Source organism: Aliivibrio thorii (genome assembly GCF_057368585.1).
Genome location: NZ_CM170654.1, coordinates 714,542 through 730,028, shown reverse-complemented (window position 1 = coordinate 730,028; position 15,487 = coordinate 714,542). Strand labels below are relative to the sequence as shown.

At 38.9% G+C, this 15,487-nt stretch carries 17 protein-coding genes; 6 read left to right on the top strand and 11 right to left on the bottom strand.

Annotation, left to right across the window (positions count from 1 at the left end):
- Positions 1–202: 202 nt before the first annotated feature.
- Positions 203–2,209, bottom strand: coding sequence for an NAD-dependent DNA ligase LigA (gene ligA, locus AC2IP4_RS03260; RefSeq protein ID WP_486306690.1), 2,007 nt, complete (start codon positions 2,207–2,209; stop codon positions 203–205).
- Positions 2,210–2,296: 87 nt separating this feature from the next.
- A complete protein-coding gene (gene zipA, locus AC2IP4_RS03255) occupies positions 2,297–3,238 on the bottom strand; it encodes a cell division protein ZipA (RefSeq protein WP_486310552.1) in 942 nt (313 codons plus the stop codon).
- A gap of 287 nt (positions 3,239–3,525) precedes the next feature.
- On the opposite strand from zipA, the gene cysZ reads away from it, so the two are divergent.
- From cysZ to crr, 5 genes are all read left to right on the top strand, one after another.
- On the top strand, positions 3,526–4,284 hold the full coding sequence (gene cysZ, locus AC2IP4_RS03250) for a sulfate transporter CysZ (protein ID WP_105055255.1): 759 nt from the start codon (positions 3,526–3,528) through the stop codon (positions 4,282–4,284).
- A gap of 129 nt (positions 4,285–4,413) precedes the next feature.
- Positions 4,414–5,382, top strand: coding sequence for a cysteine synthase A (cysK, locus tag AC2IP4_RS03245; protein WP_375321041.1), 969 nt, complete (start codon positions 4,414–4,416; stop codon positions 5,380–5,382).
- A gap of 320 nt (positions 5,383–5,702) precedes the next feature.
- Positions 5,703–5,960: a phosphocarrier protein Hpr gene (gene ptsH, locus AC2IP4_RS03240; protein WP_005420435.1), complete on the top strand. Its 258-nt coding sequence runs from the start codon at positions 5,703–5,705 to the stop codon at positions 5,958–5,960.
- A gap of 57 nt (positions 5,961–6,017) precedes the next feature.
- The gene (gene ptsI, locus AC2IP4_RS03235) at positions 6,018–7,742 is read left to right on the top strand and encodes a phosphoenolpyruvate-protein phosphotransferase PtsI (RefSeq protein WP_375321042.1); all 1,725 of its coding nucleotides are present in this window, start codon (positions 6,018–6,020) and stop codon (positions 7,740–7,742) included.
- Between the two features lie 76 nt (positions 7,743–7,818).
- Positions 7,819–8,328, top strand: a complete 510-nt coding sequence (gene crr / locus AC2IP4_RS03230) for a PTS glucose transporter subunit IIA (RefSeq protein WP_105055258.1) — start codon at positions 7,819–7,821, stop codon at positions 8,326–8,328.
- 83 nt (positions 8,329–8,411) lie between these two features.
- Here the strand turns inward: crr and AC2IP4_RS03225 are convergent, their stop codons facing one another.
- From AC2IP4_RS03225 to AC2IP4_RS03215, 3 genes are all read right to left on the bottom strand, one after another.
- A complete protein-coding gene (locus tag AC2IP4_RS03225) occupies positions 8,412–9,317 on the bottom strand; it encodes a Dyp-type peroxidase (RefSeq protein ID WP_375321043.1) in 906 nt (301 codons plus the stop codon).
- A gap of 82 nt (positions 9,318–9,399) precedes the next feature.
- Positions 9,400–9,789 carry a hypothetical protein gene (locus AC2IP4_RS03220; protein WP_105055260.1) on the bottom strand — a complete coding sequence of 130 codons (390 nt, stop codon included), beginning with the start codon at positions 9,787–9,789 and terminating at the stop codon, positions 9,400–9,402.
- 11 nt (positions 9,790–9,800) lie between these two features.
- Positions 9,801–10,250, bottom strand: coding sequence for a DUF2919 domain-containing protein (locus AC2IP4_RS03215; RefSeq protein WP_486310551.1), 450 nt, complete (start codon positions 10,248–10,250; stop codon positions 9,801–9,803).
- Positions 10,251–10,455: 205 nt separating this feature from the next.
- Here AC2IP4_RS03215 and AC2IP4_RS03210 point away from each other — a divergent pair, with 205 nt between their 5' ends.
- A complete protein-coding gene (locus AC2IP4_RS03210) occupies positions 10,456–10,815 on the top strand; it encodes a DUF2956 domain-containing protein (RefSeq protein WP_486310550.1) in 360 nt (119 codons plus the stop codon).
- Between the two features lie 66 nt (positions 10,816–10,881).
- Here the strand turns inward: AC2IP4_RS03210 and AC2IP4_RS03205 are convergent, their stop codons facing one another.
- The 6 genes from AC2IP4_RS03205 to napF form a co-directional block, all read right to left on the bottom strand.
- Positions 10,882–11,013, bottom strand: coding sequence for a TIGR02808 family protein (locus AC2IP4_RS03205; RefSeq protein WP_081091591.1), 132 nt, complete (start codon positions 11,011–11,013; stop codon positions 10,882–10,884).
- A gap of 10 nt (positions 11,014–11,023) precedes the next feature.
- Positions 11,024–11,599: a NapC/NirT family cytochrome c gene (locus tag AC2IP4_RS03200; RefSeq protein ID WP_060991610.1), complete on the bottom strand. Its 576-nt coding sequence runs from the start codon at positions 11,597–11,599 to the stop codon at positions 11,024–11,026.
- 32 nt (positions 11,600–11,631) lie between these two features.
- Positions 11,632–12,120: a nitrate reductase cytochrome c-type subunit gene (locus AC2IP4_RS03195; protein WP_375321046.1), complete on the bottom strand. Its 489-nt coding sequence runs from the start codon at positions 12,118–12,120 to the stop codon at positions 11,632–11,634.
- Between the two features lie 76 nt (positions 12,121–12,196).
- A complete protein-coding gene (napA, locus tag AC2IP4_RS03190) occupies positions 12,197–14,686 on the bottom strand; it encodes a periplasmic nitrate reductase subunit alpha (protein WP_375321047.1) in 2,490 nt (829 codons plus the stop codon).
- Positions 14,683–14,967, bottom strand: coding sequence for a chaperone NapD (locus AC2IP4_RS03185; RefSeq protein ID WP_375321048.1), 285 nt, complete (start codon positions 14,965–14,967; stop codon positions 14,683–14,685). Before AC2IP4_RS03185 ends, napA begins: the two co-directional genes overlap by 4 nt.
- Positions 14,967–15,485 carry a ferredoxin-type protein NapF gene (gene napF / locus AC2IP4_RS03180; protein ID WP_375321049.1) on the bottom strand — a complete coding sequence of 173 codons (519 nt, stop codon included), beginning with the start codon at positions 15,483–15,485 and terminating at the stop codon, positions 14,967–14,969. Before napF ends, AC2IP4_RS03185 begins: the two co-directional genes overlap by 1 nt.
- Positions 15,486–15,487: the final 2 nt, after the last annotated feature.

The window sequence follows — 15,487 nt, the reverse complement described above, 5'->3', positions numbered from 1 at the left end:
AGATCAAATTAAATAGATCAAAAAACATAAATAAAAGCATAGAATATATAAAACAATAACTTATAAATATAAAAAACACCTCAATGCGATCATGTTCACAACTTATTGAGAGCCGATCAGAAATGAAAGCTAATTAAAAAACATTGGGAATATTTGTTAAATACCTGAACAGTCCATATTTACAAAAATAAAAAATCAGTAATTAATTTAATAATTCTATCAGTTGTTCTTCATTCATTATTTCAATACCTAATTCTTCAGCTTTCGCTAATTTAGAACCAGCAGCTTCACCAGCAAAAAGAATATCCGTCTTTTTAGATACACTGCCTGTTACTTTTGCACCTAACTCTTGCAACGCTGCTTTTGCTTCATTACGTTTTAATTGATACAAGGTTCCAGTTAAAACAACAACTTTACCAGCTAACGGTTGAGGTACCGATTCATCTAGTGCTTTTATTTCAGGCCAGTGAACACCTACCGTTTTAAGATCTTCAATTACAGCTTGATTATGAGGTTCAGAAAAGAAATGTAATACATGCTTAGCGACAATATCACCAACATCATTGACCTCTATTAACTGCTCAAAACTTGCAGCTTGAACCGCTTCTAATGTTAAGAAATGTATCGCTAAATTTGCCGCAGTGGCCTCACCAACCTCACGTATCCCTAGTGAGTACAAGAACCTAGGCAATGTCGTTTCTTTTGACTTATTTAAGGCATCAACAACATTCTGAGCTGATTTCGCTCCCATTCGTTCTAATACCGTAATCACTCCAGCCGAAAGTTTAAATAAATCTGCGGGGGTTTCGACCATTTCTTTATCAACTAATTGCTCTACTACTTTGTCACCTAAGCCATCAACATCAAGAGCCTTACGAGAAACAAAATGCTTTAGTGCTTCTTTACGTTGAGCTGGACAGACTAAACCGGCACCACAACGTGTTACCGCTTCTCCTTCAATGCGCTCTAACTGCGAATCACACACTGGACACGTTGTTGGATATACAATCGCCTTACTGTCTTCAGGACGGCGAGCCTCAACAACAGAAACAATTTGAGGGATCACATCACCCGCACGACGAATTATCACCGTATCACCAATGTGAACACCTAGACGTGCAATTTCATCAGCATTATGCAGTGTCGCATTACTTACGGTTACGCCACCGACAAATACAGGTTCAAGTTTAGCGACTGGTGTAATAGCACCCGTTCGACCCACTTGAAACTCTACATCGTTAAGTATTGTTAGTTCTTCTTGTGCAGGAAATTTATAAGCAATAGCCCAACGAGGTGCTCTAGCAACAAAACCTAGCTGTTCTTGAAGTTCAATATCATCAACTTTAATGACGACACCATCAATTTCATATTTCAGTGAATCACGACGTTCAAGAATATCTTTGTAATACGCTTTAACCTCATCTAATGAACTGCATTGTTTAGTCTCCTCACACATAGGAAGACCCCAACGTTTAAGTTGAACAAAACGCTGATAATGACTTGATTCTAATTCACCACCATCAATCACCCCAACACTATAAGCATAAAAGCTTAGTGGACGAGTCGCGGTGATCTTCGAATCCAATTGACGTAAACTGCCTGCTGCGGCATTACGTGGATTAACAAATGGTTTATCACCACGTTTTAATGCGCGTTCATTTAACGCATCAAAACCTGCTTTTGGCATAAAAACTTCACCACGAACTTCTAATCGTGTTGGCCAACCTTCCCCTTGAAGTGTTAATGGTATACAACGAATCGTTCTAACATTTTCTGTTATATTTTCGCCCGTTAAACCATCACCACGAGTCCCAGCTTGAACTAATTTACCATTAACATACAAAAGACTGACCGCTAGACCATCCAATTTAGGTTCACAACAGAATAATGAAACAGGTTTAGTTATGAGACGGTCATTGATTCTTTTCTCGAAAGATTCTAGCTCTTTATCATTAAAGGCATTATCTAAAGAGAGCATTGCTATCTCATGCTTTACTTGAGTAAATCCATCCAACGCTTCACCACCCACTCTCTGACTTGGTGAGTCGACAGTAACTAACTCAGGATATTCAGCCTCAATAGAAAGTAATTGCTGCATCATTCGATCGTATTCTGCATCGGGAAGTTCTGGACAATCTTCCACATAATAACGATACGCGTGGTAATTCAGCTGTTGTCTCAACTCATCTAATGTCTGTTCTGTACTCATGGTTCATCAACTTCTTGTTCTGTTGTACAAAAAATAAAAAAAAGGCTCACTAGGAGCCTTTCTCAATTAACTATAATAATAGACGATCTATTTACGGCAGAACACTTTTGCTCGTTGTTTATATTCATCTATTTTATTTGGAGTCAGCATATCTCGTTTTTCATCCAAAATATTACCACCTAACTCAGAGCTCACTAACTGAGCCGTCTGTAGCATTAATTTAAAATTATGCTCTGCATCGCCGTAGCACGGCAGTGGTAAGAAGAAGGAAATTCCAGGAGTAGAGAATTCATCACCTTCAGGTACTTGGAAATGGCCAGGAGCTACCATATTCGCAGTACTAAATAAGACTTTACCACTACCAGATAGATCTGAGTGACGATGATAAATCCCCATATCGCCAAACACTAAACCATTTTGCTCCAAGCTATTAAATAACCGGTTACCATTAAAGCGCTCACTTCCCATTCCGTGGACATTAATAACAATAACATCCTCTTCTGGTTCTGGTTCTGGTTCTGGTTCTGGTTCTTCAATAATAGTAATAATCGGTTCAGGAATAACGATAGGCTCTTCTATCTGCAATGGTTGAGGTATCTCTTTTTGAGGAACCACATTTTCATCAATTGCAGAAAATGACATTGTTGGTTCTTGTTCAACCTTAATGTCATTTATTGGTGGTTGCTCAACCTTCTCAATAGCCGTCTCGACAGGCTTTTCTTGAATCTTTTCGATTGGCTCCGAAGTGACGCTTTCACCATCAAAAATAGGATCTTTAGAAAAAGCAGGTTCTTCTCTTGCAAACGCTGGCTCTTTTCTCTCTCTTGGAATATTAACGTCTTCTTTTGCTTGATCAAAAGTTCGCATAGGAGCAGGTTGCTCATCATCAATCTCTGAATCAAAATCTATGTCTACTTTTTTTCCAAATTTTGAGTTCGTTTCTTTTCGACTTGTCCATAAGCCATGAAACAATAACGCCGCAATGGCTAATGCCCCAACAAGTATCAACACTAATCGCAATTCTTGCATCGCTAACTCTCTGCTCTTCTGCTTTATTGAACTTCCTTATTTTGTAAAAAATACAAAGGAAGTTTTCCTTAACTACTATGAAGGTAGTTTAACTGTAACCGTTAATCTACCACTACTTATTGGTAATGTACCAAATAATAGCCCTATTGTTGAATAACAAAATGAAAGTGGTGACATAAATCTTACATTTGAACAATTTACATCATCTTTATTTACGCTAATTCCATTTCTTTGTGCGTGTTTTTGAGTATAGTGAATACATGGTACACAAAATGTAAATATAGATTATGAGTTCATTAAAACAAACCCAATCAGGTATTCAATATTTTTTAAAAGGTATGTCATTGGCGATGACCCCTGGGATCCGCCGTTTCGTCTTTATTCCTCTATTAATTAATTTTATTTTATTAGGGGGCTCATTTTTTTACCTATTTAACCAAATTGGTGGTTGGATTGAACAGATTTTAGCTCAAATTCCAAGCTGGCTAGATTGGCTGTCTTATCTATTATGGCCATTAATAGTGGTTAGTATTTTAGCGGTATTCTCTTATTTTTTTAGCACGCTAGCTAACTGGATTGCAGCTCCATTTAATGGCTTGCTCGCTGAGCATCTCGAGGCTAAATTAACGAACCAACCAGCACCAACTGGCGGTATTGTTGATGCCCTAAAAGATTTACCTCGTATTTTCAAACGTGAGTGGCAGAAATTAAAGTATTACCTCCCAAAAGCATTAGGCCTGTTCATTCTATTTTTCATTCCAGCAATCGGTCAAAGTATTGCGCCTGTTCTATGGTTCTTATTTACCGCTTGGATGATGGCAATACAATATTGTGATTATCCATTTGATAACCATAAAGTACCTTTTGAAACAATGAGAGACGAACTTAAAACCAAGCGTGGAAAATGCTTATCTTTCGGTTCACTTGTTACTCTCTTTACAATGACTCCGATATTGAACCTATTTGTTATGCCTATCGCAGTCTGTGGAGCAACAGCTATGTGGGTTGATGTCTATCGTGATACACATAAAAACGTTAATCCATAACTTATAACCTTTCGATCCTTTCTCATTTGAGAAACTCTTCGTATTCTAAGTAAGTCGAGTTACTCAAATGAGTCACCAAATATTTACTCCGTATTGAATCACGCGTTACGTGAAATGAAGGAACAGATCATGACAAAGATTTATGAAGATAATTCTCAAACTATTGGTAACACCCCTCTTGTACGTCTAAACCGTGTAAGTAATGGTAACGTATTAGCAAAAGTAGAAGCTCGTAACCCAAGTTTCAGTGTTAAATGTCGTATCGGCGCAAACATGATCTGGGAAGCTGAAAAAGCAGGTACATTAAAAGAAGGTATTGAATTAGTAGAGCCGACCTCTGGCAACACAGGTATTGCATTAGCCTTTGTTGCTGCCGCTCGTGGTTATAAGCTAACACTAACTATGCCGGCATCAATGAGCTTAGAGCGTCGTAAACTACTAAAAGCACTTGGAGCTAACCTTGTATTAACTGAAGCACCAAAAGGTATGAGTGGTGCAATTGCAAAGGCAGAAGAAATTGTAGCGAGTGACCCAAGTAAGTACCTACTACTTCAACAATTTAATAACCCAGCAAACCCTGCTATCCATGAAAAAACGACAGGGCCAGAGATTTGGGAAGCAACTGAAGGTAACATTGATGTGTTTGTCGCAGGTGTTGGTACTGGTGGTACATTAACAGGGACAAGTCGTTATCTAAAACATACACAAAATAAAGCCGTACTTTCAGTTGCAGTTGAGCCGGCGGAATCACCAGTAATAGCTCAAGCTCTTGCAGGTCAAGAATTAAAGCCTTCCCCCCATAAAATTCAAGGGATTGGCGCTGGTTTTATTCCAGGTAACCTAGATCTGGCATTAATTGATCGTGTTGAAGCTGTTACTTCTGATGATGCCATTGCTATGACTCGTCGCTTAATGGAAGAAGAAGGTATTCTTGCGGGCATCTCTTCAGGTGCCGCAGTTGTTGCCGCAAACCGTATTGCTGAACTTCCAGAGTTTGCGAATAAACAAATTGTGGTTGTATTGCCAAGTTCAGGTGAGCGCTACTTAAGTACCGCACTTTTTGCTGGTTTGTTTACGGAACAAGAAAACGAACAATAAATCTGCAATATTCACGTGTTCAAATCAATTTTTCTTCCAAAAAAGCCCCTTCTGGGGTTTTTTTGTTGATTTCATTTCACTCCTTAGTAATAATCTAGCCACTTTATTTTTAGGTGTAAAATAATTACAATCCAATAGAATATATCAATATTGGACCTCCTAAATGTTACAAAGTAAGACAGTATGTATAAATTACTGTCGTTAACTTATTTTACATTCAGACGGATTGTTTCTGGAGCAATGATGTGCGAAAGTACTGTCATAAACAGAATTGGTTAACGACATTAATTCAACATAAAATATAAATCGGGGTATACACAATGTATTCACAAGACGTAGTAATCACTGCAGAAAACGGCCTTCACACACGTCCAGCGGCTCAGTTCGTTAAAGAAGCAAAAGGTTTTGATGCTAAAATCACTGTTACTTCTAACGGCAAAAGCGCAAGTGCTACTAGCCTTTTCAAACTACAAACTTTAGGTCTAACTAAAGGTACTAACGTAACTATCTCTGCTGAAGGCGCTCAAGAGAAAGAAGCTGTAGACCACCTAGTTAAACTAATGGATGAGCTGCATTAATCAGCTTTTTCTTTAATTATTCTCATTCTCTAATTTGATCAATGTTAAGGTAAAGCTATGATTTCTGGCATTCTAGCATCTCCGGGTATTGCTTTTGGTAAAGCACTACTACTTCAGGAAGATGAAATTGTCCTAAACAAAACTCCAATCTCTGAATCTCAAGTAGAAGCAGAAGTTAAATGTTTCTTTGACGCTAGAGCTAAGTCTTCTGAGCAATTAGAAGCGGTTAAAGCGAAAGCGCTAGCAACATTTGGCGAAGAAAAAGAAGCAATTTTTGAGGGGCACATTATGCTTCTTGAAGATGAAGAGCTAGAAGAAGAAATCTTAGCCCTTATCAAAGATGATAAGCTTGCGGCTGATTTTGCAATTTATTCTGTAATTGAAGAGCAAGCTTGTGCACTTGAATCTTTAGATGATGATTATCTAAAAGAGCGTGCTACAGATATCCGTGATATCGGTAGCCGCTTTGTTAAAAACGCATTAGGCATCAATATTGTTTCACTGAGTGATATCAATGAAGAAGTTATCCTAGTTGCTAACGATTTAACGCCTTCTGAAACAGCGCAAATCAACCTAGACTACGTTCTTGGTTTTGCTTGTGACATCGGCGGTCGTACATCTCATACTTCTATCATGGCGCGTTCTCTTGAACTTCCTGCTATCGTTGGTACTAACGATATCACTAAGCAAGTGAAGAACGGCGACATGCTGATTCTTGATGCGGTTAACAACAAGATTGTTATCAATCCATCAGAAGCAGAGCTAGCTGAATCTAAAAAAATCCGTGACACTTTAGTTGCAGAAAAAGAAGAACTAGCAAAACTAAAAGACCTACCAGCTATCACTATAGATGGTCACCAAGTTGAAGTTTGCGGTAACATCGGTACAGTTAAAGACTGTGACGGTATCATCCGTAACGGCGGCGAAGGTGTTGGTCTGTATCGTACAGAATTCCTATTCATGGATCGTGATGCACTTCCTACTGAAGAAGAGCAATATGTTGCTTATAAAGAAGTAGCAGAGGCGATGCATGGTGAGCCAGTGATCATCCGTACTATGGATATCGGTGGTGATAAAGATCTACCATACATGGATCTTCCTGAAGAAATGAACCCATTCCTAGGATGGCGTGCAATTCGTATCAGTTTAGACCGTCGTGAAATTCTGCGTGATCAATTACGTGGTATTTTACGTGCATCTGCACACGGTAAACTGCGTATCATGTTCCCAATGATCATTTCTGTTGAAGAAATCCGTGAGCTTAAAAATGCAATCGAAGAATACAAAGTAGAACTTCGAGCTGAAGGCCTAGCGTTTGACGAAAACATCGAAATTGGTGTTATGGTTGAAACACCAGCAGCCGCTGCAATTGCACACCACTTAGCGAAAGAAGTTAGCTTCTTCTCTATCGGTACTAACGATTTAACACAATATACTCTTGCTGTTGACCGTGGTAACGAAATGATTTCTCACCTATACAACCCACTATCTCCAGCGGTTCTGCTTGTAATCAAGCAAGTAATCGACGCTTCTCACAAAGAAGGCAAGTGGACTGGTATGTGTGGCGAGCTAGCGGGTGATGAGCGTGCAAGCTTACTTCTTCTAGGTATGGGCTTAGACGAATTCAGCATGAGTGGTATTTCTATCCCTCTTGTTAAGAAAATCGTTCGTAACTCAAACTTTGCAGCAGTAAAAGCGATGGCAGATGAAGCACTTCAAATGCCAACAGCAGCAGAAATTGAAGCACACGTTGAAAAATTTATCGCAGAAAATACTAAGTAATAGTATAGTTGCAAAGAATTAAATATAGCCACTAAGTTTTAGTGGCTATTTAATATAAACTTTAGGGAGCTACACAATGGGTCTGTTTGACAAAATTAAAAGCGCATTTTCTTCTGAAAGCGCTGACGCTGGTGCTATCGACATCATCGCACCTCTTTCTGGTGAAATTGTAAACATCGAAGATGTGCCAGACGTAGTATTCGCTGAAAAAATCGTTGGTGACGGTATTGCTATCAAACCAGCAGGCAACAAAATGGTTGCTCCAGTTAACGGTACAATCGGTAAAATCTTCGAAACTAACCACGCTTTCTCTATCGAATCTAACGATGGCATCGAGCTTTTTGTTCACTTCGGTATCGATACTGTTGAACTTAAAGGTCAAGGCTTTACTCGTATCGCTGAAGAAGGTCAAGAAGTTAAAGCTGGCGACACTGTAATCGAATTTGATCTTGCGTACCTAGAAGAGCACGCTAAATCAACTCTAACTCCAGTTGTTATCTCTAACATGGACGAAATCAAAGAGCTTACTAAGCTTACTGGTGCTGTTACTGTTGGTGAATCTCCAGTTCTTAAAGTAACTAAATAATCTTTCTTAATCGATTGATTTAGTTTACACAAGACATTAAAAAGGCCGCTGTTATCTCAAAGAAAACAGCGGCCTTTTTGTATCTATTTAACGGTCAGTTCAGCAAGCATCTCTTGTGATGGAGCAAAGAAATAACCACCAGTTACTGCATCTGTAAAACGCAATAATTGATCAGTTTTTCCATCGACTTCGCCATACATGCTATCCAACATCACTTGGAAATTATGTACAGAGTGACAATAAGCAATAAACAATAAACCATGGTCACCAGAAACCGAGCCATACGGCAAGCTGTGGCGTAGGATCTTAACCCCTTTACCATCTTCTTTAATATCAACACGGCCTACGTGTGAAGCAGCTGGAACGTCTTCTAGCTCTATTGAATCAGGTTTAGTACGACCTATTACTTTTTCTTGAGCTGAAACAGATAAGCGATTCCATGCCGGAAGTTTATGCACAAAACGTTGACACATCATGTAGCTTCCACCTGTAAATTCCCCCTCTTTAACTAAGGCAACTTCAGCTCGGGCTTCGTTTTTAGGGTTTTCCGTTCCATCAACAAAATCAGTCATATCACGAGAATCAAGAAAACGGTACCCAGAAGTCTCTTCTTTAATGTCTACATGCTCAGAAATAACATTCATCAACTTACGTAGAATATAGAAATGTAAATCATGACGGTTGGAATGAAGATGAATTAGTACGTCTCCGTGCGTTGCTGGAGCAATAATATCGCCTTTACCTAATTGCTTAAAGTTGGTCAATTCTGGCGGCATAGGTGCAGACAGTGTAGTCCAAAAATCAGTACCAAAGGAAACCGCGCTACTTAAGTTTGCGTCTGGCTGATTTTCATTTAATTCAATGATCAAAGCAGGAAGCGCTTGTAACTGTTCTAATACAAGCTGAGGATTACTTTTGATATTTAGAGTTACGTATAATGCAAATCGATCAGGTTCTGGCAATAATGCCGTTTGAGGGGTGTAAGACATGAACTCAGTTCCTTTCTATTTTGAATTAACTGAGTCCATTATATGTAATAAATCATGGGATTGTTTGATAATTAATAAGAGTTTATGAAGAAATCACTTCTACTGATAATTTTACTGTTTCTTTTGCTGAAGAATCAGAAACCATATAAGACTCTTGATTGTTTAACTTAGTAATAATCGTCGGAGCACAAATAGTACGCACATTGCCATTTCCTTCTTCTGTTACTCGAAAGGCAATCTCTACATTTTCCGCATTAATGTTTTTTATTTCAGCCCATGCTTTCACTTGGGATTGTTGATCAATAGAATTAAATACAAGTGTCTCTTCTCCAAGTACTAATGATGCTGAAGAATTACTAATACGCTGTAAATCAGGACGGTTAATTTCTAACCCTAAGTCCAATTGCCAATCAGCCATTGCTAATGGGCTTAATAAAGCACTAAATAAAAGCGCCCCAGTTGATAAATCCATCGTCTTCACCTCTACGTCAGACTAAAACATATCTTTACTCTTTTGCTACGAAGTAAAAAAATTAAAAACCAGCTAAGAAGTAAGATAATCACGGCACTTCCTAACTGAAACTCTCCACTACTCACCACTACAGATTCAATTAGCATGGCGAGATCAATAAGAACCATAATAATGGTTAGCCATCGACCTTGCTTCCAAAGGGTGAGCATAAAAGGTCTTGTTGGCTTTTTAAAACTACTTAACCACATAAAAAACACAATGGGTAAGCTTAGATATAAACTCGTGTAAAGATGCGTATGATTAGGGTAAAACAATGCCAGTAAATCAGTACCTTGTTCACGACTCGCTCCAGCCATTACAAAAACAACAACAGAACGAATTAAAATAACCCAACCAAGCCATAGCCATATTGGTGGCTTTAACCAACCATGCTCATCATATGCATCAAATGAATAGTGCATTTTCTACCTTAAAAATAAACTAACAATCTTCTCAGTAGACTTGTTCAGTCTTACTGAAATAATTAAAAATAACGATTGGATAAAATAAAAACTTTGAGCTGACAACAGTTCAAAGATCAAAAGCAATGTTGCCGTCACACTTTGCATCAGTTACTGTTTGAATATACACAAAGATACTCTCAAATATTAAAAATAAAGAATAATTATGACAAACAACAAAAAAACAAAAGAGATCTCTTCTATTGAAACGCAACAAGAAGCAATGAAGATAGCTAAAGCTACACAAAAACCAGCACAAACAAAAGAGCAAACTAAGTTGATTGCTCAAGGAATAGAAAAAGGCATTACCTTATATAAAAAACAGCAGAAAGAAAAAGCCAGAGAAGCAGATAAATTAAAGAAAAAAACACTTCGTCAAAAGCAAAATAATGAGACAATTTCAGGCATTGAAGCAAAACAAGCTCAACAAGATAAAATAAATGCTGAATCGAATAAAGCATTACCTTGGATATTACTTGCTCTAAGTTGGGCAGGATTTATTTATTACTCTGTACTCGGTTTTTAAGCACAAAAAAAGAGATGAAGCTAAATTACCTCATCTCTTTTTTATTATAAATTTGCTCTTAACGCCCTACTCTTTATCTGCTTTAAGTGATAACACCCAAATAGATAACACAGCAACCGCAGCAAAACCACCTAAAATGATGGATGGCATAGCGATATAGCCTAGTGTATGCCAAATAACTGATTCTAACGTACTCATAGTAAGCTCCTTACCAACCTTCAACGCCAGACATGTCAGGCAGTTTATGAGCAATACCTTTATGACAATCTACACAGGTTTTATCACCTGATGCTAATGCCGTTGAGTGCTGTTTAGCACTACGAGGACCTTGCTCTGAGAAATCCATGTAGTTAAATTCATGGCAGTTGCGACACTCTTGGGAATTATTCTCTTTCATTCGGTGCCATTCTCGCTCTGCTAGATGACCACGACGCTCTTTGAATTTCTCTTCAGTATCAATCGTTTTAGTTACGTAATGCGCAAACAATTCTTTTGATGCTTGAACTTTACGTACGATTTTATCTGTCCAGTTATGAGGGACGTGACAATCAGAACAGATAGCACGAACACCAGAACGGTTTGAGTAGTGAATCGTCTCTTGGATCTCTTTAACTATTGGGGCGTGACAGCCAGAACAGAATTCTTCTGTATTGGTTGCTTCCATACCCGTGTTAAATGCGCCCCAGAAAAGTAACCCCCCCATAAAACCCATAAATAGGACAATGCCTACTGCCGCTTTACTTGGAGATGAAAAACGCTTCCAAAATGCTTTTAATAATTTCATGTATAGCCTCTCTTAACAGTATTGGCTATCAACTAGCGCAATGAGTCCACACGTTCAAATTCATTCTCAACTAACGGTTTAGCATCAGCTTGAGGGACATGACATTGTAAACAGAAATAACGACGAGGTGATACATCTGAAAGTACAGCATCTTCACGATTCACATAGTGCGTTACACTGATCTTCGTTGCGCCCATTTCTTTTGCGTTTTTCCAGCTGTGACATGATAGACATTTATTCGCGTTCAATGATACTTCATAGTTACGAATTGTATGTGGTACCAATGGTGGCTGATAAACATAATCACTTTCTAATGCGTGATCACGAGGAAAACGTTTAAAATCATCCGCAGGACGAGTTGCTTCTAGCTCTGATGCTCCACGTAATGATTCTACACCACCAATACCACCAGGGTTATTCAACTCTGCAGTTGGTAATTCGGTAGTTTGTTCTGATTCTGCTTGTACTGCACCTGCAAACAGTAGTCCTGCTGACATAAGCGCTATAATGAATTTTTTCATTCTAATTTCTCCGCCTTAAGGCAAACTCTGTAACAAGTTACTAGTTAAAAAAACTAGTAACCTATCAATGTATTAATTAAGCAACTTTAGTGATCTTAACTGGGCACTTCTTATAATCTGTCTGTTTAGACAGAGGATCGGTAGCATCCAAAATCAATTTGTTAATTAAGATGCGAGCATCAAAGAATGGTACAAATACCAATCCTTTAGGCGGACGGTTACGACCACGAGTTTCAACACGTACTCTAACTTCACCACGTTTATTAGAAATTAATACTTCATCACCACGACGTAGATTACGTTTCTTCGCATCTGCAGGGTGGATATAACAAAGGGCATCTGGTACCGCTTTATAAAGCTCAGGAACACGACGGGTCATAGTACCTGTGTGCCAATGCTCAAGAACACGACCAGTACATAACCACATATCAAACTCATCACCAGGTACTTCTGGTGGAGCTTCATAAGGTGCTGAGATAATTAAAGCTTTGCCATCAGGCTTACCATAGAAGTCCCAATCAGAGCCTTTTTTAGCGTATGGATCTGAACCTTCTTTAAAGCGCCATAATGTTTCTTTACCATCAACAACAGGCCAACGTAGGCCACGTACTTGGTGGTAAGTATCGTATGGTGCTAAATCATGCCCATGACCACGGCCAAAGCTAGCATATTCCTCAAACAAGCCTTTTTGAACATAAAAACCTTGTGCTTTAGCATCATCATTTAGTTCTTGAGCTTCTGATAATGGAAAAGCATCTACATGACCATTTTTATAAAGTACGTCATACATTGTTTTACCGCGGAATTCAGGTGCTTTAGCTAATAGCTCTTCGCCCCACACTTCTTCTACTGTGAAGCGTTTTGAGAATTCCATGATTTGCCATAAATCAGATTTAGCTTCGCCTTTTGCTTGTACTTGTTGGTACCAAGCTTGAGTACGACGTTCAGCATTACCATATGCACCTTCTTTTTCTACCCACATTGCTGTTGGTAAAATAAGATCCGAAGCTTGAGCTGTTGCTGTTGGGTATGGGTCTGAACATACTATGAAGTTTTCAGGGTTACGGTAACCTGGTAAACGTTCTGTATTAATATTTGGACCGGCTTGCATGTTGTTATTACACATAACCCAATAAGCGTTAATCTTGCCGTCTTTAAGCATGCGATCTTGAACAACGGCGTGTGCACCAGGCTTACCGTTCAATGTACCTTCTGGTAGTTTCCAGATTTTTTCTGAAATTGCACGGTGCTTAGGATTAGCAACAACCATGTCAGCAGGTAGACGATGTGAGAATGTACCGACTTCACGAGCTGTACCACATGCAGAAGGCTGGCCAGTCAATGAAAATGGACTGTTACCCGGCGTTGAAATCTTACCCGTTAACAAGTGAATGTTATAAACAAGGCTGTTCATCCAAACACCACGAGTGTGCTGGTTCATACCCATTGTCCATAAAGACATTACTTTCGTTTTTGGATCCGCGTATTGCTTCGCTAATGTGATCAGATCTTCTTCTGATACACCTGACATTTCTGAGGCTTTTTCTGCTGTGTATGGTGCAACTGACGCTTTATATTCCTCAAAACTGATCGAGCTCATCGCTCCAGAGTTAGGATTTTCCGCTTTCATTTGTAGCGGATCAGTATCACGAAGACCATAACCGATGTCTGTGGTTGCTTGCTTGAAGTTCGTGTGTTTATTTACGAAATCCCAGTTTACCGCATCGTTTTGAATGATGTAGTTAGCAATGAAGTTAGCAATAGCCAGATCAGATTGAGGTTCAAAAATGTACCCTTTATCAGCTAACTCAAATGAACGGTGATAATAAGTAGATAACACATTTACTTTAACGTGTGGATTACTTAAGCGACGATCAGAAATACGAGTCCATAATACTGGGTGCATTTCTGCCATGTTTGAACCCCACAGTACAAATGAATCTGCGTGTTCAAAGTCATCATAACAACCCATTGGCTCATCAATACCGAAAGTACGCATGAACGCACCTACCGCAGAAGCCATACAGTGACGAGCATTTGGATCGATGTTATTTGAACGGAAGCCCGCTTTCATCAATTTAACGGCTGCATAGCCTTCCATTACTGTCCACTGGCCAGAACCAAACATACCAACACCTGTTGGACCATGTTTTTTCAACGCTGCTTTCCATTTCTCAGCCATGGTGTCAAAAGCTACGTCCCAAGAAACAGGAGCAAAATCACCTTCTTTGTCATATTGACCATCAGTCATACGCAGCATTGGCGTTTGTAGACGATCTTTTCCGTACATAATTTTAGATAGGAAGTAACCTTTGATACAGTTAAGGCCTTTGTTCACGGGAGCTTCAGGATCACCTTGAGTCGCAACAACACGACCATTTTGAGTACCCACAAGTACAGAACAACCAGTACCACAAAAACGACAAGGCGCTTTATCCCATTTAATTTTTGTTTGGTCAGAACTAACGATTAAATTAGTTGCTGATGCTGGTAAAGTAACCCCAGCAACAGCTGCAGCAGAAGCTGCTGCGTTTGCTTTAACAAACGCACGTCTTGTCATTTTCATGATTCATCCTCACATTGCGAATCAAAGTGCTCGATTTGGTGGAAAACTAAAGCGACATTTAGAATTCCTTCGAAGTCATTTATTTTATCGATTGAATCGGTGATATATCCCTGGTTTTCAGTTTCAAGTACAACAATTAACTTGCCCTCGTCACTTTCGCCATAGATTTCCGTATTCGGTAGTGCCAGTATTTTTTCTTTTGTTTGCTTCAAAAATTCAGGTTTAACATGAACCACTAAACTTGAAATATGAACTTCATTCTCAGGCAAGTTTTCTAGCATTATTTTTGCTCTTCCAGTGTCATGCTGATAGCAGAAGCAGGGCAAGCGGCTACGCAGCCTCCGCATCCATTACAAACATCTAAGTTAATTTGAGGCTGAGCAACATTTCCCAGCACTAATTGAAAGCGAATGGCTTGTGTCTCACACATATCGCTACAACTACGACATTCAACCGATTGCTTAGCTAAACAACTTTCATTTATAGATATTTTATGAGAAAAAGCTGACACAATGGTTAAATCAAATAAATTATCAGGGCAAATATTCGCGCATTCTTCACAGAAAGTGCACTCCCCTTTTGAAAAGTCGACAATAGGAAAACCACCATCGCCTTTAACAATTATTTCTTCTTCACACGCTTTAATACACTTTTCACATTGGGTGCATTGAGATACAAATTTTGCTTCGTTCTCAACCCAAGGTAGTCGTTGCTGTATTAAAGGATGTATTTTTTCTTTATTGGAGAAACGACGAAAAAGACCACGTTTAGAATGGTCAACGGCATTATTTTGACTCATCT

What these genes read in the sequence shown, in the direction of transcription:
- ptsH (WP_005420435.1), top strand. Translation starts at nt 5,703, where the DNA reads ATGTATTCACAAGACGTAGTAATCACTGCAGAAAACGGCCTTCACACA.
- zipA (WP_486310552.1), bottom strand. Translation starts at nt 3,238, where the DNA reads ATGCAAGAATTGCGATTAGTGTTGATACTTGTTGGGGCATTAGCCATT.
- ptsI (WP_375321042.1), top strand. Translation starts at nt 6,018, where the DNA reads ATGATTTCTGGCATTCTAGCATCTCCGGGTATTGCTTTTGGTAAAGCA.
- napA (WP_375321047.1), bottom strand. Translation starts at nt 14,686, where the DNA reads ATGAAAATGACAAGACGTGCGTTTGTTAAAGCAAACGCAGCAGCTTCT.
- AC2IP4_RS03210 (WP_486310550.1), top strand. Translation starts at nt 10,456, where the DNA reads ATGACAAACAACAAAAAAACAAAAGAGATCTCTTCTATTGAAACGCAA.
- ligA (WP_486306690.1), bottom strand. Translation starts at nt 2,209, where the DNA reads ATGAGTACAGAACAGACATTAGATGAGTTGAGACAACAGCTGAATTAC.
- napF (WP_375321049.1), bottom strand. Translation starts at nt 15,485, where the DNA reads ATGAGTCAAAATAATGCCGTTGACCATTCTAAACGTGGTCTTTTTCGT.
- crr (WP_105055258.1), top strand. Translation starts at nt 7,819, where the DNA reads ATGGGTCTGTTTGACAAAATTAAAAGCGCATTTTCTTCTGAAAGCGCT.
- AC2IP4_RS03185 (WP_375321048.1), bottom strand. Translation starts at nt 14,967, where the DNA reads ATGCTAGAAAACTTGCCTGAGAATGAAGTTCATATTTCAAGTTTAGTG.
- AC2IP4_RS03225 (WP_375321043.1), bottom strand. Translation starts at nt 9,317, where the DNA reads ATGTCTTACACCCCTCAAACGGCATTATTGCCAGAACCTGATCGATTT.
- AC2IP4_RS03220 (WP_105055260.1), bottom strand. Translation starts at nt 9,789, where the DNA reads ATGGATTTATCAACTGGGGCGCTTTTATTTAGTGCTTTATTAAGCCCA.
- cysZ (WP_105055255.1), top strand. Translation starts at nt 3,526, where the DNA reads ATGAGTTCATTAAAACAAACCCAATCAGGTATTCAATATTTTTTAAAA.
- AC2IP4_RS03200 (WP_060991610.1), bottom strand. Translation starts at nt 11,599, where the DNA reads ATGAAATTATTAAAAGCATTTTGGAAGCGTTTTTCATCTCCAAGTAAA.
- AC2IP4_RS03215 (WP_486310551.1), bottom strand. Translation starts at nt 10,250, where the DNA reads ATGCACTATTCATTTGATGCATATGATGAGCATGGTTGGTTAAAGCCA.
- AC2IP4_RS03205 (WP_081091591.1), bottom strand. Translation starts at nt 11,013, where the DNA reads ATGAGTACGTTAGAATCAGTTATTTGGCATACACTAGGCTATATCGCT.
- AC2IP4_RS03195 (WP_375321046.1), bottom strand. Translation starts at nt 12,120, where the DNA reads ATGAAAAAATTCATTATAGCGCTTATGTCAGCAGGACTACTGTTTGCA.
- cysK (WP_375321041.1), top strand. Translation starts at nt 4,414, where the DNA reads ATGACAAAGATTTATGAAGATAATTCTCAAACTATTGGTAACACCCCT.